Below are 19,628 nucleotides of genomic sequence, written 5' to 3' on the forward strand. Positions count from 1 at the left end.
AGGCTGTACCCTGTTAATACGCTCATGCGGGTAACCCGGGTGAAATATCAGTGTTGTAAAATTACATTTCACGCCTGGTTTCGTTATCCGACGTTATCGCAACACCAATATTTGCTTCACCAGTCAACGGAGTAATACATGTCCAGACGGCTCAGAAGAACCAAAATCGTTACCACCCTGGGTCCGGCTACAGACCGCGACAATAATCTGGAAAAGATCATTGCCGCCGGCGCCAACGTAGTTCGGCTTAACTTCTCCCACGGCAGCCCGGAAGATCACCAGGCTCGCGCAGACAAAGTTCGCGAAATCGCTGCCAAACTGGGACGTCACGTCGCTATCCTCGGCGATCTGCAAGGGCCGAAAATCCGCGTTTCCACCTTCAAGGAAGGCAAAATCTTCCTCAACGTGGGCGATAAATTCCTGCTGGACGCCAACCTGTCAAAAGGCGAAGGCGATAAAGAAAAAGTCGGTATCGACTATAAAGGCCTGCCTGCCGACGTCGTGCCGGGCGACGTCTTGCTGCTCGACGACGGCCGCGTTCAGCTGAAAGTGCTCGAAGTTCAGGGCATGAAAGTATTTACCGAAGTCACCGTTGGCGGCCCGTTGTCCAATAACAAGGGCATCAACAAACTCGGCGGCGGCCTGTCGGCCGAAGCGCTGACCGAAAAAGACAAGGCGGACATCGTCACCGCCGCCAAGATCGGCGTCGACTACCTGGCGGTCTCCTTCCCGCGCACCGGTGAAGATCTGAACTATGCTCGCCGCCTGGCGCGCGACGCAGGCTGCAACGCCAAGATCGTGTCCAAGGTCGAGCGCGCCGAAGCGGTCTGCAGCGACGAAGCGATGGACGACATCATTCTGGCCTCCGACGTGGTGATGGTCGCCCGTGGCGATCTGGGCGTCGAAATCGGCGATCCGGAACTGGTCGGGATCCAGAAGAAACTGATCCGCCGCGCCCGTACTCTGAACCGCGCGGTGATCACCGCGACTCAGATGATGGAGTCGATGATCACCAACCCGATGCCGACCCGCGCCGAAGTCATGGACGTGGCCAACGCCGTGCTGGACGGCACCGACGCCGTCATGCTGTCGGCGGAAACCGCTGCCGGCCAATACCCGGCGGAAACCGTGGCGGCGATGGCGCGCGTTTGTCTGGGCGCCGAGAAGATCCCGAGCATCAACGTTTCCAAACACCGTCTGGACGTGCAGTTCGACAATATCGAAGAGGCGATCGCCATGTCTTCGATGTATGCGGCCAACCACCTGAAAGGCGTCACCGCGCTGATCGCCATGACCGAGTCCGGCCGCACCGCGCTGATGATGTCACGCATCAGCTCCGGCCTGCCGATCTTCGCCATGTCGCGGCATGAGCACACGCTTAACCTGACCGCGCTGTATCGCGGCGTGACGCCGGTGTATTTCGACAGCCATAAAGACGGCGTCATCGCCGCCAACGAAGCCGTCAATCGCCTGCGCGACAAAGGCTTCCTGGTCTCCGGCGATCTGGTGATCGTCACCCAGGGCGACGTGATGGAAACCGTCGGCACCACCAATACCAGCCGTATCCTGCGCGTCGAGTAATTCACGCCGCAGACGAAATGCCGGCCGGCTCACCTAGGCCGGCATTTTTTTTGCTCTGACACTGCCATTACGACGGAGAACGCCATGCTCCACCAGCACAATCCCGCCTCGACCTATGATGAACTCGAGCTCGATGGACGCGGCCTGACGCAGCTCGACGAATCGCTGTTTGCTGGCCACGCGCTGCGCAAGGTCAGCCTGTACAACAATCAGCTGACGGCCTTCCCTACTCCCCTATTCCGGCACCAGAATCTGCGGGTGCTGAACATCTCTTGCAATCAGCTCGACCGTCTGCCGCCGGATATTGGTCAGTTGCAACAGCTCGAGATGTTCGATTTTGGTCACAACCGCGCGAGCGAACTGCCTGAAACGTTGGGGCAGCTGCACCGGCTGAAATACCTCTACCTGAGCGATAACGGCTTTAGCGACCTGCCGCGTGCGCTGGCGCAACTGCAGCAGCTCATCTATCTCAACGCGACCGATAACCAGCTGACCGCCTTGCCGCAGGCAATACCGAGGCTGGCGGCGTTGCAGGAGCTGCGTTTATACAACAATCGCATCCGCAGCCTGCCCGGCGAAATCGGGCAACTACGCGCGCTGCGCGAGTTGCATATCATGAGAAATGCCCTGACCACGCTGCCGGCGGAAATGACTCTGCTCGGCGAGCTTGAAATACTCGATGCGGCCAACAATGCCATCACCGAACTGCCGGCAGCCTTCTGCCGCCTGCCGCGATTGAGCGAGCTGAACCTGCGTTTTAATCAGCTGACGCGCCTGCCGGAAAATATCGGTGAGCTCACGGCGCTGAGAAGTCTGGATCTGCGTGCCAACCGCCTGAGCGATCTGCCGAAAAGCCTCGGTGAACTGAGCCGGCTGCGCAAGCTGGATCTGCGCTGGAATGATTTCACCCACACGCCCAACGTCATTGAGATCCTGCGGGCGCGCGGCTGTATGGTGCACATCTGAAGTGACGCCGGCCAGGGTGTGGCCCGACCGGCGTTAGCGGTAGATAGGATTAACGATACAGATCGTCGCGCGAGTAGGGTTCAATCTCCCCTTCCTTGCGCGTCTTCAACAGTTTGAGGATCCAGGTGTACTGCTCAGGGTTCGGGCCCACCAGATTCTCCACCTCTTCGTTCATGCGGCGGGCAATGCGCGGATCGTCCGCTTCGGCCAGATCGTCCATCGGCTCGCGAATATAAATATCCAGCATGCTGGTTTTGCCGTCGTACACCGGGAACAACGGCACGATCGCCGCACGACACACTTTCATCAACCGCCCGACCGCCGGCAACGTCGCCTTATAGGTGGCGAAGAAGTCGACAAACTCACTGTGCTCAGCGCCGTGGTCCTGATCGGGCAGATAGTAACCCCAATATCCCTGGCGAACCGAACTGATAAACGGTTTGATGCCGTCATTGCGTGCGTGCATGCGGCCGCCGAATTTACGACGCACGGCATTCCACAGGTAGTCGATCAGCTGATTGCGCTGATTGTGGAACATCGCCGCCATCGGTTGACCGCGCGCGGCCATCAACATCGCCGGCACATCCACCGCCCAGCCATGTGGCACCAGGAAAATCACGTTGCGCCCTTCCGCGCGGATCTTGTCCAACACCTCTTCACCGTGCCAACGCACGCGCTTGAGCACTTTTTCCGGTTTGGTGCAGGCCAGTTCCGCCATCAGCACCATCGACTGCGGCGCACAGGCGAACATCTGGTCGATAATGTGCTCACGCTCGCTTTCCGGCAGTTCCGGCAAGCAATACAGCAGGTTGATGCGGGCACGACGACGCGCCCCTTTCGCCAGCTTGCCGGCCAGTGTGCCGATCGCCCCCAGCACCGGATCGCGCAGGCGCGCAGGCACCAGAGAAACGCCGGCCATCAGGCCGGTTCCCAGCCACACGCCCCAGTAGCGCGGGTATAAAAAGGCTTTTTGAAACTGCGGGATGAACTCTACGTTCGATTTCTTCTCGTTTTGCATGCACATGCTCTTCGCTTAGCAATTCGGCTAATCATAATTGCCATCACCAATTTTGCAATTAACAACCGCGAACCGCCCAGATAAAACAGCATCGGCCCGCAATCAGGCCGATGAAATTAACGGCGCCGGAGCGCCGGAATAAGGGGGACGTTAATCCAGTTGCAGCTGAGGAACCACTTCCTTCACCTGCGCCAGATAATCGCTGCGGTCTTTGCCGCTCAGGCCTTCGGAACGCGGCAGCTTGGCCGTCAGCGGGTTCACCGCCTGTTGACCGGTCCACAGTTCAAAGTGCAGGTGCGGCCCGGTGGAACGGCCGGTGTTGCCGGAGAGCGCTATGCGATCGCCACGCTTCACCTTCTGGCCCGGTTTCACCAGCAGCTTTTTCAGGTGCATGTAGCGCGTGGTGTATTGGCGGCCGTGGCGGATCGCCACATAGTTGCCCGCTGCGCCGCTGCGCTTGGCGATCACCACCTCGCCGTCGCCGACCGCCAGCACCGGCGTGCCGACCGGCATGGCAAAATCGACGCCTTTGTGCGGCGCCACGCGGCCGGTCACCGGGTTCACCCGGCGCGGGTTGAAGTTGGAGGAGATGCGGAACTGTTTCATGGTCGGGAAACGCATGAAGCCGCGCGCCAGGCCAGAGCCCTGGCGATCGTAGAACTTGCCGTCCTCGGCGCGGATCGCGTAGTAATCTTTGCCGCCCGTGCGCAGACGCACGCCCAACAGTTGGCTTTGTGATTTCTTGCCGTCGAAATGTTCGCGCGACATCAGCACGGAGAACTGGTCGCCCTTGCGCAGTTTGCGGAAATCGAGCTGCCATTGCAGCGCCTTGATCACCGCATTGATTTCGTTACGGCTCAACCCGGCGTCGCCGGCGCTGCTGACGAAGCTGCCGTTAACGCGGCCGCTGATCACGTTGTTGCGCCATTCGCCCTGCTGCGCCTCTTTCGACTCTTTGAAGCTGTTGCCGACGCGATCGTAGGTGCGGGTTTCTCGACGAGAAACTTCCCAGGTCAACTGCTGCAGATCGCCCGCTTCGTTCACGGTCCACGACAGCTGTTGGCCGATCTTCAGGTTGCGCAGATCGCGGTTTTGCGAAGCCAGCAGCGTGACATCCGACATATCGATGCCGTACTGCGTCAGAATGCTGCCGAGGGTATCGCCGGTGGAAACCACATATTCATGCACGCCATCATCGCCGGCATCCTTCTGGTCCAGCTCATCCTGCGGGATTTCGTCATCGGGGGTGGGTTGGTCGGCATCTATCGGTTCACTGGCTTCGGGGAGCAATGACCGCAACTGGCTGGATTCTAACTCGACGCTCTTGGCGATGGGATTGTGTTCTGGGTGGTAAACAAAAGGCCGCCAAACAGCGACGGCCAATGTGACGACTGTCAGCGACCCCAGCATGACGCGGTGGGGCCGTGGCAGGTTGTTATACGCCAGAGCGATAGTTCGGACTATCTGCTGCACTCGATATTATCCTCATAAGCTTACTTCAGGCAGCTCACGTACTGGCTTGACAACTGTGTCAGGAATTTCCCGTAGCTGTCCTTCCCCAGCGCGATGCCGATGCCCAGCGGGTCCAGCGTTCCGGAACGCACAGTGGTACCCTTGGCGACGGCATTGATTACGGCCGGCCTGAATTGTGGCTCAGCAAAAACGCATACCGCTTTCTGCTCAACCAACTGTGTTCGAATTTGGTGTAGGCGCTGTGCTCCAGGCTGAATTTCGGGATTGACGGTAAAATGGCCCAGCGGACTCAAACCGTAGTGTTTCTCAAAGTAGCCGTAAGCATCATGAAAAACAAAATAACCCTTACCTTGCACAGGCGTAAGCATGTTACCAACATTTTTGTCAGTTTGCGTCAGCAGATTCTCGAACTGGCGCAGGTTTGCGTCTAATTTGTCCTTATTTTGCGGCATAAGTTCCAACAATCTGTCGTGAATCGCGATCGCGGTCACTTTTGCCACCTCCGGCGACAGCCAAACGTGCATATTGTACTCGCCGTGATGATGCCCATGATCGTCATCAGCATGGTTATGCGCCTCGCCTGCATGATCATGATCGTCGTCATCTTCGCCTTTCATCAGCAGCGGCTTCACCGCGGGCAGTTCGCTGATGGCGAGCTTGCGGGTTGCCGAGATAGGCACCAGCGCCTTGGTCAGGAACGCTTCCATGTCCGGTCCGACCCACAGCACCAGGTCGGCAGAACGCAAACGCTGAATATCGGAAGGCCGCAGCGCGAAGTCGTGCGGCGAAGCGCCATCCGGCAGCAGCACCTCGGTCGGCGTCACGCCGTCGGCGATAGCCGAAGCGATAAAGCCCAGCGGACGAATCGTCGTCACCACCGCCGCGGAAGCGCTGCTCAGCGGGCCGGCCATCACGAGTGCGCTGGCCAGCAGCGTGCGCTGCAGCCATTTATTTTTCTGTGCCATCATCAGTAATCCCATCGTTTTCATCAACAAGGCGTGATATTATAACATTCGCTTCGTTCTGCAACCTGTAATCTCGAGATGTCTACACTGATAACGCTAAAAAATATCTCCGTCGCCTTCGGCAGCCGCAAGGTGCTGTCGAATATTTCCCTCAGCCTGCAGCCTGGCCGCATTCTTACCCTGCTGGGCCCGAACGGCGCGGGTAAATCCACGCTGGTGCGCGTAGTGCTGGGATTGGTAAAACCGACCGCCGGCACGCTGGAGCGTGAGCCCGATCTGCGCATCGGCTACGTGCCGCAAAAGCTGCACCTCGACGCTACCCTGCCATTGACCGTCAGCCGCTTTATGCGCCTGAAACCGGGCGTAAAGAAAGCCGACATTCTGCCGGCGCTCAAACGCGTGCACGCCGCCCACCTGCTCGACCAGCCCATGCAAAAGCTCTCCGGCGGCGAAAACCAGCGCGTGCTGCTGGCGCGAGCGCTGCTGAATAAACCGCAGCTGCTGGTGCTGGACGAACCCACGCAAGGGGTGGACGTCAATGGCCAACTGGCGCTGTACGATCTGATCGATCAACTGCGCAAGGAGCTGGGGTGCGCCGTGCTGATGGTCTCGCACGATCTGCATCTGGTGATGGCGAAAACCGACGAGGTGTTGTGCCTCAATCAGCACATCTGCTGCTCCGGCGCGCCGGAGGTGGTGTCGATGCATCCCGAATTCATCGCCATGTTCGGCAACCGCGGCGCAGAGCAGCTGGCGGTGTATCGCCACCATCACAACCACCGTCACGACCTGCAGGGAAGAATTGTCTTGAAGAAGACCGGGAGCCGCGAAGCATGATCGAATTGTTACTTCCCGGCTGGCTGGCCGGGGTGTTGTTGGCCGGCGCCGCCGGGCCGCTGGGCTCCTTTGTGGTCTGGCGCCGCATGTCCTACTTCGGCGATACCCTGGCGCACGCCTCGCTGCTCGGCGTCGCCTTCGGTCTGCTGCTGGACATCAATCCTTTCTATGCGGTGATCGCCATTACGCTGCTGCTGGCCCTGGCCCTGGTGTGGCTGGAGCGCCGCCCGCAGCTCTCGGTGGATACGCTGCTCGGCATTCTGGCCCACAGCGCGCTGTCGCTGGGGCTGGTGGTGGTGGCGCTGATGTCCAACGTGCGGGTCGATCTGATGGCCTATCTGTTCGGCGATCTGCTGTCGGTCACGCTGAGCGACATCGTGATGATCGCCGGCGGCGTCGCCGTGGTGCTATTGGTGTTGTGGTGGCAATGGCGCGATCTGCTGTCGATGACCATCAGCCCTGAGCTGGCGCACGTCGACGGCGTCAATCTGGCGCGGGCGCGCACCGTGCTGATGCTGGTCACCGCCTTGACCATCGGTCTGGCGATGAAATTCGTCGGCGCGCTGATCATCACCTCGCTGCTGATCATCCCGGCGGCCACCGCTCGCCGCTTCGCGCGCACGCCGGAGCAGATGGCGGGCATCGCGGTGCTGCTCGGGATGGTGGCGGTTACCGGTGGCCTGACCTTCTCGGCGTTTTACGATACGCCTGCCGGCCCTTCGGTGGTGCTCTGCGCCGCCGTGCTGTTCACGCTGAGCCTGTTTAAAAAACAGCAGGCTTGATTAAAACCGGGATATGACAAGGGCCGCATCTGCGGCCCTTTCTTATTGGCGGATTAAAAACTTACGCTTCGCGTTCGAGGCCGAAATGCCGGTAGGCGTGCTGCGTCGCCAGACGGCCGCGCGGCGTGCGCTGGATAAAGCCCTGCTGGATCAGGAACGGTTCGATCACGTCTTCGATGGTCTCACGCTCCTCGCCGATCGCCGCCGCCAGGTTATCCAACCCGACCGGGCCACCGGTAAACTTGTCGATAATCGCCAACAGCAGTTTGCGATCCATATAGTCGAAGCCTTCGGCATCGACGTTAAGCATATCGAGCGCCTGCGCCGCCACCGCGCCGCTGATCACGCCGTTGGCGCGCACTTCGGCGAAGTCGCGCACCCGGCGCAACAGACGGTTGGCGATACGCGGCGTGCCGCGCGCGCGGCGGGCTACCTCATGGGCGCCCTCGTCGGACAGCTCCAGCCCCAGGCAGCCGGCGCTGCGTGAGACGATGTGCTGCAGATCCGCCACCTGATAAAACTCCAGCCGCTGGACAATGCCGAAACGATCGCGCAGCGGTGAGGTCAGCGAACCGGCGCGGGTGGTTGCACCCACCAAGGTAAACGGCGGCAGATCGAGCTTAATCGAACGCGCCGCCGGCCCTTCGCCGATCATGATATCCAGCTGATAGTCTTCCATCGCCGGATACAGCACCTCTTCCACCACCGGTGACAGGCGGTGAATTTCATCGATGAACAACACGTCATGCGGTTCAAGGTTGGTCAGCATCGCCGCCAGATCGCCCGCCTTCTCCAGCACCGGGCCGGAAGTGGTACGCAAATTCACGCCCATTTCGTTGGCCACGATGTTGGCCAGGGTGGTTTTCCCCAGCCCCGGCGGACCGAAGATCAGCAAGTGGTCGAGCGCGTCGCCGCGCTGCTTAGCCGCCTGGATGAAAATCTCCATCTGCTCGCGTACGTGCGGCTGGCCCACATATTCGGTCAACAGCTTAGGACGAATGGCGCGATCGAGGACTTCTTCCTCGTTGAGCGGTTCGGCGGAGATCAGGCGATCGGCTTCAATCATTATCTACCTCTTAGCGGCCTTACAAAGCAGCGCGCAACGCGTCGCGGATCAGGGTCTCGCAGTCGGCACCCGGTTTGGCAATTTTGCTGACCATGCGGCTGGCTTCCTGCGGCTTATAGCCCAGCGCCACCAATGCCGAGACCGCTTCGGCCTCCGCATCCGCCTCAGGCGCTTTCTCAGCGGCGGACGGCAAGCTGATCTCGCTGCTGTTGAACAGATCGCCGTTGAGCCCTTTGAAGCGGTCTTTCATTTCTACCACCAGGCGTTCGGCGGTTTTCTTGCCCACGCCCGGCAGCTTGACCAGCGCGGTGATCTCTTCACGTTCCACCGCGCTGACGAACTGCTGCGCGGACATGCCGGACAGGATCGCGAGCGCCAGTTTCGGCCCGACGCCGTTGACCTTGATCAGCTCGCGGAACAGCGCGCGCTCTTGCTTATCGTTGAAACCGTACAGCAGCTGCGCGTCTTCGCGCACCACGAAGTGGGTAAACACGATGGCCTCTTGCCCCAGTTCCGGCAGCTCGTAAAAGCAGGTCATCGGCATGTGCACTTCATAGCCCACGCCGTTCGCCTCCAATAACACCAGCGGCGGCTGCTTTTCCAGAATATTTCCTCTGAGACGACCTATCATTTACCCTCCTGCAGAATGACCGGGCATGGCGCCCTGCCATGCCGTTGCTGGTAAAGCTTATAACATAAAAAAGGCTGGATGAATATCCAGCCTGAGCAATCATCGCTTCGCGTCAGCGCAAACGCCCGCGCGCCAGGTTAAGCCGCCCTTCGCTCATCCGCAGCACGTTCTGGCTGAGGTGGCAGTGGGTGATGGCGATGGCCAGGGCATCGGCGGCGTCCGCCTGCGGGTTGGCCGAGAGTTTGAGCAGCGAGCGCACCATGTGCTGCACCTGCGCCTTTTCGGCTGCGCCGGTGCCGACCACGGTTTGTTTGACCTGCCGCGCCGCATACTCGAACACTTCCAGATTCTGATTCACCGCCGCGACGATCGCGACGCCGCGCGCCTGGCCGAGCTTGAGCGCCGAATCCGGGTTCTTGGCCATAAACACCTGTTCGATGGCGAAGAAGTCGGGCTGAAACTGGGTGATGATCTCGCTGACGCCGGCGTAAATCAGCTTCAGCCGCGTCGGCATGTCGTCCACCACCGTGCGGATGCAGCCGCTGGCGATATAGCTCAACTGGCGCCCCTGCTGGCGGATAAGGCCATAGCCGGTGACGCGTGAGCCGGGATCGATACCGAGTATGATCGCCATATCTACATCCACCTTGCATGCACGGCGCCGCCTGATGGCGGCGCCCGTTTTACCGGATTACAGCGTCGCCGCCACTTCGTCGGAGATCTCACCGTTATGGTAAACTTCCTGCACGTCGTCGCAGTCTTCCAGCATATCGATCAGGCGCAGCAGCTTAGGCGCCGTTTCCGCGTCCATGTCGGCCTTGGTCGATGGGATCATCGACACTTCCGCCGCTTCGGCTTCGAAGCCCGCCGCGGTCAGCGCATCTTTCACCGCGCCCAGGCTTTCCCAGGCGGTGAACACGTCGATGGCGCCATCGTCATAGGTCACGATGTCTTCCGCACCGGCTTCCAGCGCCGCTTCCATCACGCTGTCTTCATCCAGGCCCGGTGCGTAAGTGATTACGCCCTTCTTGGTGAACAGGTAGGCAACGGAACCGTCGGTACCCAGGTTGCCGCCGCATTTGGTGAAGGCGTGACGCACTTCCGCCACGGTGCGGTTACGGTTGTCACTCAGGCATTCGATCATGACGGCGGTGCCGCCAGGGCCGTAGCCTTCGTAGATGATGGTTTCCATGTTGGTATCATCATCGCCGCCCACGCCACGCGCGATCGCCCGGTTCATGGTGTCGCGCGTCATGTTGTTCGACAGCGCCTTGTCCATCGCCGCGCGCAGACGCGGGTTGGAATCCGGATCGCCGCCGCCCAGCTTCGCGGCAGTGACCAGCTCACGAATAATCTTGGTGAAAATTTTACCGCGCTTGGCGTCCTGCGCCGCTTTACGGTGCTTTGTGTTGGCCCACTTACTATGACCTGCCATAAAAAATCTCCGAAAAAAACTACTGGACTGAATTGATCACGAACTCTTCAATCGCCTGCTGATTGCTCCACGACTTGGTCAACTTCACGGCCTCGGCCGCCTCAAGCCATTGGTAAGCGTGATGCTCGGTAATCACCGGATCGCGCTCCTCGGGCAACGCCAGACAGAACCAGTGCTCTTTATTGCGCGTGGTTCCCGGCGCATAGCGATGTCGCAAATGGACAAAGAGTTCAAACTCCACGCAGCGTTGGCAATCGAACAACGGCAGGTGCTCTGCTTCGATATCGATGCCGACTTCTTCCATGACTTCACGCCGCGCGGCATGCGGCGGCGACTCATCCTGCTCCAGACTGCCGGTGACCGACTGCCAGAACTCGGTATCGTCGCGCCGCTGTAACATCAGCACCCGACCACTGGATTTCGCGTAAATCACTACCAGGATAGATTCAGGGCGCTTATAACTCATCACTCGCTCTCTTGTTCCGCACCGGCTTTCTTTACCACGCTGATCGCCAGCTCCTGCAGCGACGCCGGGTTGGCGAAGCTCGGGGCGTCGGTCATCAGACAGGCCGCCGCGGTGGTTTTCGGGAAGGCGATCACGTCGCGGATATTGTCGGTGCCGGTCAGCAGCATCACCAGACGGTCCAGGCCGAAGGCCAGGCCGGCGTGCGGCGGCGTGCCGTACTTCAGCGCGTCCAGCAGGAAGCCGAACTTCTCGCGCTGTTCGTGTTCGTCGATGCCCAGAATGCTGAATACCGTCTGCTGCATTTCGCTGCGGTGAATACGCACCGAACCGCCGCCCACTTCGTAACCGTTGATGACCATGTCATAAGCGTTGGCGATAGCGTTGACCGGCGCTGCGGCCAGCTCTTCCGGGCTCATGTCGCGCGGCGAGGTGAACGGGTGGTGCATCGCCGCCAGGCCGCCCTCTTCGTCTTCTTCGAACATCGGGAAGTCGACCACCCACAGCGGCGCCCAGCTGTCGAGTTGGGTCAGCCCCAGATCGCGCCCCAGCTTCAGGCGCAGCGCGCCCATCGCATCGGTGACAATCTTGAAGCTGTCTGCGCCGAAGAACAGGATGTCGCCGGTCTGCGCGTCGGTAAGCGCCAGGACAGCTTCCAGCACTTCCGCGCTGAGGAATTTGGCGATCGGGCTCTGCACGCCTTCCATGCCGGCGGCGCGGTCGTTGACCTTCAGCCAGGCCAGGCCTTTCGCGCCGTAGATGTTGACGAAAGCGCCGTACTCGTCGATCTGCTTGCGGGTCAGCTGTGCGCCGCCCGGTACGCGGATCGCCGCCACGCGGCCTTTGGCGTCGTTGGCCGGGCCGGAGAACACTTTGAACTCGACGTCCTTGACCAGGTCTGCCACGTCCACCAGCTCCAGCGGGTTACGCAGGTCCGGCTTATCGGAACCAAAGCGACGCATCGCTTCGGCGAAGGTCATGACCGGGAAATCGCCCAGATCCACGCCCTTCACGTCCAGCCACAGTTCACGCGCCAGTTTCTCCATCACTTCACGCACCTGGTCGGCGGTCATGAAGGAGGTTTCGACGTCGATCTGGGTAAATTCAGGCTGACGGTCCGCACGCAGGTCTTCGTCACGGAAGCATTTGACGATCTGATAGTAACGATCGAAGCCGGACATCATCAGCAGCTGTTTAAACAGCTGCGGAGACTGCGGCAGCGCGTAGAATTTGCCCTTGTGCACGCGGCTCGGCACCAGGTAATCGCGGGCGCCTTCCGGCGTCGCCTTGGTCAACATCGGCGTTTCGATGTCGAGGAAGCCATGGCTGTCCATGAAACGGCGCACGAAGCTGGTGATTTTGGCGCGGGTCTTCAGACGCTCGGCCATTTCCGGGCGGCGCAGATCCAGGTAGCGGTATTTCAGGCGCGCTTCTTCGCTGTTGACCTGGTTGGAGTCCAGCGGCAGCGGCTCGGAGCGGTTGATGATCTCGAGCGCGTGGGCGAACACTTCCACTTCGCCGGTGGCCATATCTTTATTGACCTGACTGTCCGGACGCGCACGCACGGTGCCGACGATCTGGATGCAGAACTCGTTGCGCAGGTCGTAGGCCTTGTCGAACGCGACTTTCTGGTCCGGATCGAAGAACACCTGCACGATGCCTTCGCGGTCGCGCATATCAATAAAGATCAGGCCGCCGAGATCGCGACGACGATTGACCCAACCACACAGAGTGACTTCCTGGCCCACGTGGGACAGATTCAACTGCCCGCAATATTCAGTACGCATACGCTATCCTTTTACACAGCCGATGCCGCGCCGGGCTACTGCGCCCCTGTCGCGCGGCTGTTATCTGATAAATTCTACTTGTTACCCGGTTTAAAATCCGTCGCATACCAGCCGGTGCCCTTAAGCTGGAAACCGGAAGATGAAATCAACTTGGTCAACGCGGGCTGCCCACACGCCGGGCAGTCTGCCAGCGGCGCATCGGAAAATTTTTGCAATTTCTCTAACCGATGGTTGCAAGCACCACATGCATATTCATAAATCGGCATAGGTCGTTGGATTAAAGAGTGTTGAAAAAAGGGAGTCATTATAAAGGAAATTCATCCGCCCGATAAGTGCGAACACAGCATTGTTACTGCACTAAATGGCGCGTTTTTGTTCGAATCAACACATCGGTTAACAAATTTCCCATTAACCTGCGACAGTTTTTTCACGTAGCCTGATTCTCCCCCGGTTTTGCGCCGAACGCAGCTCGCCCGACGCGCCGAACAGTTTTTATCCACTTCGCAACGAGATGAAATCCATGCTGAAACTTGACGCCCAAACCACCGCTCTGGTGCTGATCGATTTGCAAAACGGCATTCTGCCCTACGCCGGCGGCCCGCACGGCGCCGACCAGGTGGTGGCGAACGCCGCCCTGCTGGCCGCGCGTTTTCGCATGCTGGGCGCGCCGGTGCTGTTGGTGCGCGTCGGTTGGTCAGACTCCTTCGCCGAGGCGCTGAAACAACCGGTGGACAAGCCGGCTCCCGCGCCCGCCGGCGGTTTGCCGGCCACCTGGTGGGAGTTCCCCGCGCCGCTGGCGGTCTGCGACAGCGATATTCTGATCACCAAGCGCCAATGGGGCGCCTTCTACGGCACCGATCTGGACTTGCAGCTGCGCCGTCGCGGCATCAAATCCGTAGTCTTGGGCGGCATATCCACCAATATCGGCGTGGAATCCACCGCCCGCGCCGCCTGGGAACACGGCTATGAGCTGGTGATCGCCGAAGACGTCTGCAGCGCGCAGAACGCGGAAATGCACCGTTTCGCGTTCGAACACATCTTCCCGCGTTTAGCGCGGGTGCGCGACACCGGCGAAATTCTTGCCGCGCTCGACCGGTAACGTTAAGTTTTAGCCTGATAAGCCAAGCACAAGTAAAGGAAGACAAGCCGTGATCTACATCGGACTGCCACAGTGGCAACATGCAGCCTGGAACCGTATCGGGCTGCGCGACTTGGCGGATTACAGCCGCTACTTCAACTGCGTGGAGGGCAACACCACCTTCTATGCGCTGCCGAAGCTGGAAATCGTGCAGCGCTGGCGCGACATGACCGGCGACGATTTTCGCTTTTGCTTCAAATTCCCGTCGGACATCAGCCATAAGGCCGCCCTGCGCAACTGCGCCGCCGAGCTGCAGGCGTTTTACCACTGCCTGAGCCCGGTGCATCAACGTATCGGCCAACTGTGGCTGCAGTTGCCCGCCGCCTTCGGCCCCGATGAGCTGCCGCGCATGTGGCAGTTCTTCGAAAGCCTGCCGCAGGAGTTCACTTACGGCGTCGAAGTGCGTCATCCGGCATTTTTCGCCAAAGGGGAGGAAGAGCGCGCGTTGAATCAGGGGCTGCATCAGCGCGGCATCAATCGGGTGATCCTCGACAGCCGCCCGGTGCATCACGCCGCCCCCCATACCGCCGCCGTGCGCGATGCCCAGCAGAAAAAACCGAAGCTGCCGGTGCACGCGCTGGTCACCGCCGACCAACCGCTGGTGCGTTTTATCGGCGGCGACCAATTGGCCGACAACCTGCGCTGGTTCGAAGCCTGGCAGCAAAAACTGCCGCTGTGGCAGCAACAGCATCAACCGTATCTGTTTATTCATACGCCGGACAACGGCGATTCGCCCCAGCAAGCGCAAAAAATTTGGCAGCAGCTGCGCCGGGCGATCCCCGATTTGCCTGCGCCGCCGGACTGGCCAGAGCAAGATGCACTGTTTTGACCTATTAATCTGACCAATAACATCAAATATTTCCCCGCGACAGTGAATACAATGACGGCTATGATGCTGGCTGCCAGTTTTGGTTAGGGAACGGAGTTAAAAATGGTAAGCGCGCTTTATGTGGTGCTCGGCGCATTGTTGTTGATCAAACTCTCTTATGACGTTGTCAGATTAAGGATGCAGTACCGCGTAGCCTACGGCGACGGCGGTTTTTACGAATTGCAGACCGCCATCCGCGTGCATGGCAACGCCGTTGAATACATTCCTATCGCTGCTGTATTGCTGGTGATTATGGAAATGAACGGCGCGGAAATCTGGATGATCCACCTTTGCGGCCTGATGCTGATGGCCGGGCGACTGGTGCATTACTACGGTTTGCGCAACCGCGAGGTTCGCTGGCGTCGTTCGGGCATGGCCGCGACCTACATCTCTTTGTTGTTGATGGTTCTGGCAAATATCTTCTATCTGCCCTGGGATCTGATTTTCAGCCTGCATTGATCCCGTTTTATCATCAGGCGGCCGCGCCGCCTGCTTCCGCTCCGCTTTTTTACGCTTTTCTGTTAGACTACGCAGCTTCGAATTCTGAACTGATTTGCCGCTATGCCAAACCGCGATACTCTTTTCTCCGCCCCCATCGCCAAACTGGGCGACTGGACCTTCGACGAACGCGTCGCCGAAGTGTTTCCCGACATGATCCAACGCTCCGTTCCCGGCTATTCCAACATCATCTCGATGATCGGCATGCTGGCCGAACGTTTTGTGCAACCCGACAGCCGGGTGTATGACCTGGGCTGCTCGCTGGGCGCGGCGACGCTGTCGATGCGGCGGAATATCAGGGTGCCCGGCTGCACTATCGTCGCCGTCGACAATTCGCCGGCGATGGTGGAACGTTGCCGCCGCCATATCGACGCCTTCCGCGCCGACACGCCGGTCGACGTCATCGAAGCCGATATTCGCGACATCGATATCGAAGACGCCTCGATGGTGGTGCTGAACTTTACGCTGCAGTTCCTCGAACCTGCCGATCGCCTGCGCCTACTGGAAAAAATTTATCGTGGCCTGCGCCCGGGCGGCGCACTGGTGCTGTCGGAAAAGTTCAGCTTTGAAGACGCCGAAGTCGGCGAGCTGCTGTTTAACATGCACCACGATTTCAAGCGCGCCAACGGGTACAGCGAGCTGGAGATCAGCCAAAAACGCAGCATGCTGGAAAACGTGATGCTGACCGACTCGGTGGAAGCGCACAAGGCGCGTCTGCAACAGGCCGGATTCGAGCATGCCGAAGTGTGGTTCCAGTGCTTCAACTTCGGTTCATTGATCGCTCTGAAAGCGGGGGATGCGCAATGATCGAGTTTGGTGACTTCTATCAGCGGATTGCCAAGAGCCCCCTCAGCCACTGGCTGGATACGCTGCCCGCTCAGCTGAGCGCCTGGCAGCGCGAATCGCTGCACGGCAAATTCAAGCAGTGGTTCAACTCGGTAGAGCATTTGCCGACGCTGACTCCCACCCGTCTCGATCTGCTGCACGGCGTGCGCGCCGAGATGGAGCCGGGGCTGTCGCCGGGCCAGCTTGAAGGCATCGAGAAAATGCTGCGCACCCTGATGCCGTGGCGCAAAGGGCCCTTCTCGCTGTATGGCATCGATATCGATACCGAATGGCATTCCGACTGGAAATGGGATCGCGTACTGCCGCACATTTCTCCGCTGGCCGGCCGCACCATTCTCGACGTCGGCTGTGGCAGCGGCTATCACCTGTGGCGCATGATTGGCGCCGGCGCACACTTCGCCGTGGGTATCGATCCGATGCAGCTGTTCCTGTGCCAGTTTGAAGCCGTGCGCAAACTGTTGGGCGGCGATCAGCGCGCCCATCTGCTGCCGCTCGGCATCGAGCAGTTGCCGGATCTGGCGGCGTTCGACACCGTGTTCTCGATGGGGGTGCTGTATCATCGCCGCTCGCCGCTCGATCATCTCTATCAGTTGAAAAATCAGCTGGTGGCTGAAGGTGAGCTGGTGCTGGAAACGCTGGTGGTGGAAGGCGACCGTCACCAGGTGCTGGTGCCGGGCGATCGTTATGCGCAGATGCGCAACGTGTATTTCATCCCTTCCGCCGAAGCGCTGAAATGCTGGCTGGAGAAGTGCGGCTTTGTCGACGTGAAGATCGCCGATATGTGCGTCACCAGCCTCGAAGAGCAGCGACGCACTGACTGGATGACCAGCGAATCGTTGGCCGAATTCCTCGATCCGAACGATCGCAGTAAAACGGTCGAAGGCTATCCGGCGCCGCTGCGCGCCGTGCTGACCGCCAAAAAGCCCTAGCGCACGCTAATCGGGCCGGCCTGCGCCGGCCCGCCTTCACCCGTTACTGACATCGACAATCCGCAGCTCATAGACCATCGTCGCGTTTGGCGGGATCTGCGGCGCATAGCCAGTTTCACCGTACGCCAACGCCGGCGGCACCACCATCGTCAGCGAGCCGTGATTTTTCAGATGGCCGATAGCCTCGCGGAACAACGGCGGATAGGCGGAGAGCGGCTGGGACATCACCTTCCCACTGCGATCCATATCCTGAATCACGCGACCGTCGGTTAAACTTTCTTTCACCACGATATCCACCCGCGCGTTTTCCGTAATGGCCTCATCACCCGCATAATCGATGCGATACCAGAAACCGGAAGGCGACTTCTGCGTGCCCTTCTTCTTTTGGAACTCGGCGACGAACGCCTCACCTTTGCTGGTCTGCGTCTTCGCCGCCTGGTTTCTGGCGTCGTTCACCGCTTTTTCCGACTCCGCCAGTGCGCTGGTCAACTGCGCATCGCTCAACTGGTAATGGCCGTTGAAGGTATCGATCACGCCCGCCAGCAGCGCGGTTTTGTCGGGCGTGATACCCCAATTTTTACGTTCCGCCAGCATTGTTTGAATATCGCGCCCCAAAGCGACACCGGCGGCATAGCTCTGTTGCTCCGGCTTTTTCTTCAGCGCTTGCCTATCCGGCAGCCATTTGGCCCGCGATCTCAGCCCGTCCAGTTCCTCACGCAAGGCTTGCTGCGCCTGATGCGCGGCCGCCAGCTCCGTCGCCGTTTTATCCGCCTGTTGCGCCGCTTTATCCCGTTGCTGCGCAGCCTGCGCGCTTTCCGCCGTTACCACCGCCAAACGTTGTTCCAACGCTTTAGCTTGTTCGGTTTGCGTCTTGTTTTTTTCCTGCAGCTGCGCCAGCTGCAGCTGAAGTTCACCCGCCGCTTTGGCGGCCTCGATCTTTTGTTGCTCCAGCGCCATCTTCAGGTTTTTCTCTTGCTGCTCGGCCTGCTGGCGTTGGTCATCACGCTCTTTTTGCAGCGCTGCCAACTGCTGTTGAAGTTCGCCCGCCGCTTTGGCGGCCTCGGCCTTTTGTTGCTCCAGCGCCGCCTTCAGGTTTTTCTCTTGCTGCCCACCCTGCTGGCGTTGGCTTTCCTGCTCTTTTTGCAACTGCGTCAGCTGCTGTTGCAGTGCCCCTAGCGCCTTGGCGGCTTCGGCCTTCTGCTGTTCCAGTTCAGCGGCGGCCGCTTTTCGGTCCTGTTCATAACGCTGGCGCGCTTTATCGTTGGCAGCTTGCGCCGCCGCCAGTTTCTCCTGCCAAACCTGTTGCTGCGCGTTATCAGACTGTTTTGGCAACGCCGCCAACCGTTGCTCCAGCGATGCGATGCGTCGATCCCGCTCCTCGGTTTGCTGCTTTTGCCGCGCTAACGCCGCTTGCGCCTCGGCGATTTGCGCCTGAGCCTTACGCTCCTGCGGCGTCAGGTTCAGCGCCTGTCGCACGCCGCTGGCAAAGTCGCTCAACGCGCTCAGATCGGGCGCCGGAGCCGGTTTATCGGCAGCCGCCAGGGAAGACGCGACGCGCAACGCGGTCAGCTCCTGCTGCAGTGATTGAATGGAAGCCTGCTGTTGCTCCAGTCGGGCATCTTTCTCGCGCAGCGCCTTTTGCCACTGCGCCAGCTGCTGCTTCTTCGCCGTCGCCTCACGCGTTTGAACCTGGCGGGATGCCGACTTCTGGGGGGCCTGGGGTTGCGTGACGGCGGCATCAGCCTCCGCGGCCGGTGCATCCTGCCGCTGGTAGCGCTCGGCAAACTGCAATAACGCCGGCACATCGTCATCCGCAGCGGCCACCGCCGGCGCAAACGCCAACGGTATCATCAGGCTCAGTAACGCCTTTCTCGCACGCGGGGTCATTGGGTGCGCTCTCCACGCTCAGCCAGACCGGTCATCATGGCAGAACTGATGTCTGCGCACAGACGGCTGGTGCGATAACGATACAGGGCGTCAACGGTTTCCTGCGTCCCCGTGTTGACCCGCTGACGCACCCCGGCATACTGCGCGGCGCCGCCCATCAAAGCATCGAATTCGCGTTTGAATTTTTGGTATTTTTCGTTATCCATGCCGCGCATGGCATCCAGCTCGCGCTGGCACTGCTGCATGCGTTCGGCCTCACGTTGCCGTTTGTCTTGCTCCGCAATTTCTTCTGCGCTGGGGGGCTTACTTAAGGTAGAAACAGGCCGCTTGGTGGTCTGGCAGCCGGTCAGGGCCAAGGTCAGCAAAAGCGCAGCGGTCAAACAGTGTGCCGTTCGGGTCATTATCGTTATCTCCTTGTAAAGTCCGCCGTCGACGTGCTCTGTGGCTGCGCCGACGGC

General features: G+C 59.9%; 21 protein-coding genes. 9 read left to right on the plus strand and 12 right to left on the minus strand.

What is annotated here, in order from left to right; translation table 11 throughout:
* The first annotated feature begins 138 nt into the window (after positions 1–138).
* Together pyk and ACP3TA_RS19750 are read left to right on the plus strand one after the other, a co-directional pair.
* On the plus strand, positions 139–1,581 hold the full coding sequence (gene pyk, locus ACP3TA_RS19745) for a pyruvate kinase (RefSeq protein WP_019452801.1): 1,443 nt from the start codon (positions 139–141) through the stop codon (positions 1,579–1,581).
* A gap of 84 nt (positions 1,582–1,665) precedes the next feature.
* Positions 1,666–2,547: a leucine-rich repeat domain-containing protein gene (locus ACP3TA_RS19750; RefSeq protein ID WP_426784407.1), complete on the plus strand. Its 882-nt coding sequence runs from the start codon at positions 1,666–1,668 to the stop codon at positions 2,545–2,547.
* A 49-nt stretch (positions 2,548–2,596) separates the two neighbouring features.
* On the opposite strand, the gene lpxM is transcribed toward ACP3TA_RS19750, so the two are convergent.
* The 3 genes from lpxM to znuA all read right to left on the minus strand — a co-directional run bounded on the left by lpxM (position 2,597) and on the right by znuA (position 6,003).
* Positions 2,597–3,565, minus strand: coding sequence for a lauroyl-Kdo(2)-lipid IV(A) myristoyltransferase (gene lpxM, locus ACP3TA_RS19755; protein WP_042785718.1), 969 nt, complete (start codon positions 3,563–3,565; stop codon positions 2,597–2,599).
* A 150-nt stretch (positions 3,566–3,715) separates the two neighbouring features.
* Positions 3,716–5,038, minus strand: coding sequence for a murein DD-endopeptidase MepM (mepM, locus tag ACP3TA_RS19760; RefSeq protein WP_033643350.1), 1,323 nt, complete (start codon positions 5,036–5,038; stop codon positions 3,716–3,718).
* Between the two features lie 20 nt (positions 5,039–5,058).
* The gene (znuA, locus tag ACP3TA_RS19765) at positions 5,059–6,003 is read right to left on the minus strand and encodes a zinc ABC transporter substrate-binding protein ZnuA (RefSeq protein WP_033644289.1); all 945 of its coding nucleotides are present in this window, start codon (positions 6,001–6,003) and stop codon (positions 5,059–5,061) included.
* A 78-nt stretch (positions 6,004–6,081) separates the two neighbouring features.
* On the opposite strand from znuA, the gene znuC reads away from it, so the two are divergent.
* A complete protein-coding gene (gene znuC, locus ACP3TA_RS19770; protein WP_004932357.1) occupies positions 6,082–6,840 on the plus strand; it encodes a zinc ABC transporter ATP-binding protein ZnuC in 759 nt (252 codons plus the stop codon).
* The gene (gene znuB, locus ACP3TA_RS19775) at positions 6,837–7,622 is read left to right on the plus strand and encodes a zinc ABC transporter permease subunit ZnuB (protein ID WP_033643351.1); all 786 of its coding nucleotides are present in this window, start codon (positions 6,837–6,839) and stop codon (positions 7,620–7,622) included. The genes znuC and znuB overlap by 4 nt, the downstream gene beginning before the upstream one ends.
* 61 nt (positions 7,623–7,683) lie before the next feature.
* Here the strand turns inward: znuB and ruvB are convergent, their stop codons facing one another.
* The 7 genes from ruvB to ACP3TA_RS19810 all read right to left on the minus strand — a co-directional run bounded on the left by ruvB (position 7,684) and on the right by ACP3TA_RS19810 (position 13,309).
* Positions 7,684–8,688 carry a Holliday junction branch migration DNA helicase RuvB gene (gene ruvB / locus ACP3TA_RS19780; RefSeq protein ID WP_033643352.1) on the minus strand — a complete coding sequence of 335 codons (1,005 nt, stop codon included), beginning with the start codon at positions 8,686–8,688 and terminating at the stop codon, positions 7,684–7,686.
* A 19-nt stretch (positions 8,689–8,707) separates the two neighbouring features.
* Positions 8,708–9,319 (minus strand): Holliday junction branch migration protein RuvA, encoded by a 612-nt coding sequence (ruvA, locus tag ACP3TA_RS19785; protein WP_033643353.1) that lies wholly within the window; start codon positions 9,317–9,319, stop codon positions 8,708–8,710.
* 112 nt (positions 9,320–9,431) lie between these two features.
* Positions 9,432–9,953 (minus strand): crossover junction endodeoxyribonuclease RuvC, encoded by a 522-nt coding sequence (gene ruvC / locus ACP3TA_RS19790; protein ID WP_004932367.1) that lies wholly within the window; start codon positions 9,951–9,953, stop codon positions 9,432–9,434.
* A gap of 57 nt (positions 9,954–10,010) precedes the next feature.
* Positions 10,011–10,754: a YebC/PmpR family DNA-binding transcriptional regulator gene (locus ACP3TA_RS19795; protein ID WP_004932370.1), complete on the minus strand. Its 744-nt coding sequence runs from the start codon at positions 10,752–10,754 to the stop codon at positions 10,011–10,013.
* Between the two features lie 19 nt (positions 10,755–10,773).
* Positions 10,774–11,220, minus strand: coding sequence for a dihydroneopterin triphosphate diphosphatase (gene nudB, locus ACP3TA_RS19800; RefSeq protein WP_004932373.1), 447 nt, complete (start codon positions 11,218–11,220; stop codon positions 10,774–10,776).
* Positions 11,220–13,004, minus strand: coding sequence for an aspartate--tRNA ligase (aspS, locus tag ACP3TA_RS19805; RefSeq protein WP_197665062.1), 1,785 nt, complete (start codon positions 13,002–13,004; stop codon positions 11,220–11,222). The genes nudB and aspS overlap by 1 nt, the downstream gene beginning before the upstream one ends.
* Before the next feature lie 74 nt (positions 13,005–13,078).
* The gene (locus tag ACP3TA_RS19810; RefSeq protein ID WP_320204121.1) at positions 13,079–13,309 is read right to left on the minus strand and encodes an FmdB family zinc ribbon protein; all 231 of its coding nucleotides are present in this window, start codon (positions 13,307–13,309) and stop codon (positions 13,079–13,081) included.
* A 215-nt stretch (positions 13,310–13,524) separates the two neighbouring features.
* Here ACP3TA_RS19810 and ACP3TA_RS19815 point away from each other — a divergent pair, with 215 nt between their 5' ends.
* From ACP3TA_RS19815 to cmoB, 5 genes are all read left to right on the plus strand, one after another.
* The gene (locus ACP3TA_RS19815) at positions 13,525–14,103 is read left to right on the plus strand and encodes a hydrolase (protein WP_033643355.1); all 579 of its coding nucleotides are present in this window, start codon (positions 13,525–13,527) and stop codon (positions 14,101–14,103) included.
* A 52-nt stretch (positions 14,104–14,155) separates the two neighbouring features.
* Positions 14,156–14,971, plus strand: a complete 816-nt coding sequence (locus tag ACP3TA_RS19820; RefSeq protein WP_089195493.1) for a DUF72 domain-containing protein — start codon at positions 14,156–14,158, stop codon at positions 14,969–14,971.
* A gap of 102 nt (positions 14,972–15,073) precedes the next feature.
* Positions 15,074–15,469, plus strand: a complete 396-nt coding sequence (locus ACP3TA_RS19825; protein WP_004932387.1) for an MAPEG family protein — start codon at positions 15,074–15,076, stop codon at positions 15,467–15,469.
* Positions 15,470–15,571: 102 nt separating this feature from the next.
* A complete protein-coding gene (gene cmoA / locus ACP3TA_RS19830) occupies positions 15,572–16,315 on the plus strand; it encodes a carboxy-S-adenosyl-L-methionine synthase CmoA (RefSeq protein WP_033650946.1) in 744 nt (247 codons plus the stop codon).
* On the plus strand, positions 16,312–17,283 hold the full coding sequence (gene cmoB, locus ACP3TA_RS19835) for a tRNA 5-methoxyuridine(34)/uridine 5-oxyacetic acid(34) synthase CmoB (protein ID WP_033643358.1): 972 nt from the start codon (positions 16,312–16,314) through the stop codon (positions 17,281–17,283). Before cmoA ends, cmoB begins: the two co-directional genes overlap by 4 nt.
* Before the next feature lie 36 nt (positions 17,284–17,319).
* Here cmoB and ACP3TA_RS19840 read toward each other — a convergent pair whose 3' ends face one another.
* Together ACP3TA_RS19840 and ACP3TA_RS19845 are read right to left on the minus strand one after the other, a co-directional pair.
* The gene (locus tag ACP3TA_RS19840; protein ID WP_198808844.1) at positions 17,320–19,170 is read right to left on the minus strand and encodes an FKBP-type peptidyl-prolyl cis-trans isomerase N-terminal domain-containing protein; all 1,851 of its coding nucleotides are present in this window, start codon (positions 19,168–19,170) and stop codon (positions 17,320–17,322) included.
* Positions 19,167–19,571: a hypothetical protein gene (locus tag ACP3TA_RS19845; protein ID WP_033643360.1), complete on the minus strand. Its 405-nt coding sequence runs from the start codon at positions 19,569–19,571 to the stop codon at positions 19,167–19,169. Before ACP3TA_RS19845 ends, ACP3TA_RS19840 begins: the two co-directional genes overlap by 4 nt.
* Between the last annotated feature and the right edge of the window lie 57 nt (positions 19,572–19,628).

This window comes from Serratia sp. 2C06, from assembly GCF_050037615.1.
In the GTDB taxonomy this organism is placed as follows: Bacteria; Pseudomonadota; Gammaproteobacteria; order Enterobacterales; family Enterobacteriaceae; genus Serratia; species Serratia ureilytica.

Coding starts and splice junctions, on each gene's coding strand:
- pyk (WP_019452801.1), top strand. CDS start 139: ATGTCCAGACGGCTCAGAAGAACCAAAATCGTTACCACCCTGGGTCCG.
- ACP3TA_RS19750 (WP_426784407.1), top strand. CDS start 1,666: ATGCTCCACCAGCACAATCCCGCCTCGACCTATGATGAACTCGAGCTC.
- lpxM (WP_042785718.1), bottom strand. CDS start 3,565: ATGCAAAACGAGAAGAAATCGAACGTAGAGTTCATCCCGCAGTTTCAA.
- znuA (WP_033644289.1), bottom strand. CDS start 6,003: ATGGCACAGAAAAATAAATGGCTGCAGCGCACGCTGCTGGCCAGCGCA.
- znuC (WP_004932357.1), top strand. CDS start 6,082: ATGTCTACACTGATAACGCTAAAAAATATCTCCGTCGCCTTCGGCAGC.
- znuB (WP_033643351.1), top strand. CDS start 6,837: ATGATCGAATTGTTACTTCCCGGCTGGCTGGCCGGGGTGTTGTTGGCC.
- ruvB (WP_033643352.1), bottom strand. CDS start 8,688: ATGATTGAAGCCGATCGCCTGATCTCCGCCGAACCGCTCAACGAGGAA.
- ruvA (WP_033643353.1), bottom strand. CDS start 9,319: ATGATAGGTCGTCTCAGAGGAAATATTCTGGAAAAGCAGCCGCCGCTG.
- ruvC (WP_004932367.1), bottom strand. CDS start 9,953: ATGGCGATCATACTCGGTATCGATCCCGGCTCACGCGTCACCGGCTAT.
- ACP3TA_RS19795 (WP_004932370.1), bottom strand. CDS start 10,754: ATGGCAGGTCATAGTAAGTGGGCCAACACAAAGCACCGTAAAGCGGCG.
- nudB (WP_004932373.1), bottom strand. CDS start 11,220: ATGAGTTATAAGCGCCCTGAATCTATCCTGGTAGTGATTTACGCGAAA.
- aspS (WP_197665062.1), bottom strand. CDS start 13,004: ATGCGTACTGAATATTGCGGGCAGTTGAATCTGTCCCACGTGGGCCAG.
- ACP3TA_RS19810 (WP_320204121.1), bottom strand. CDS start 13,309: ATGACTCCCTTTTTTCAACACTCTTTAATCCAACGACCTATGCCGATT.
- ACP3TA_RS19815 (WP_033643355.1), top strand. CDS start 13,525: ATGCTGAAACTTGACGCCCAAACCACCGCTCTGGTGCTGATCGATTTG.
- ACP3TA_RS19825 (WP_004932387.1), top strand. CDS start 15,074: ATGGTAAGCGCGCTTTATGTGGTGCTCGGCGCATTGTTGTTGATCAAA.
- cmoA (WP_033650946.1), top strand. CDS start 15,572: ATGCCAAACCGCGATACTCTTTTCTCCGCCCCCATCGCCAAACTGGGC.
- cmoB (WP_033643358.1), top strand. CDS start 16,312: ATGATCGAGTTTGGTGACTTCTATCAGCGGATTGCCAAGAGCCCCCTC.
- ACP3TA_RS19840 (WP_198808844.1), bottom strand. CDS start 19,170: ATGACCCCGCGTGCGAGAAAGGCGTTACTGAGCCTGATGATACCGTTG.
- ACP3TA_RS19845 (WP_033643360.1), bottom strand. CDS start 19,571: ATGACCCGAACGGCACACTGTTTGACCGCTGCGCTTTTGCTGACCTTG.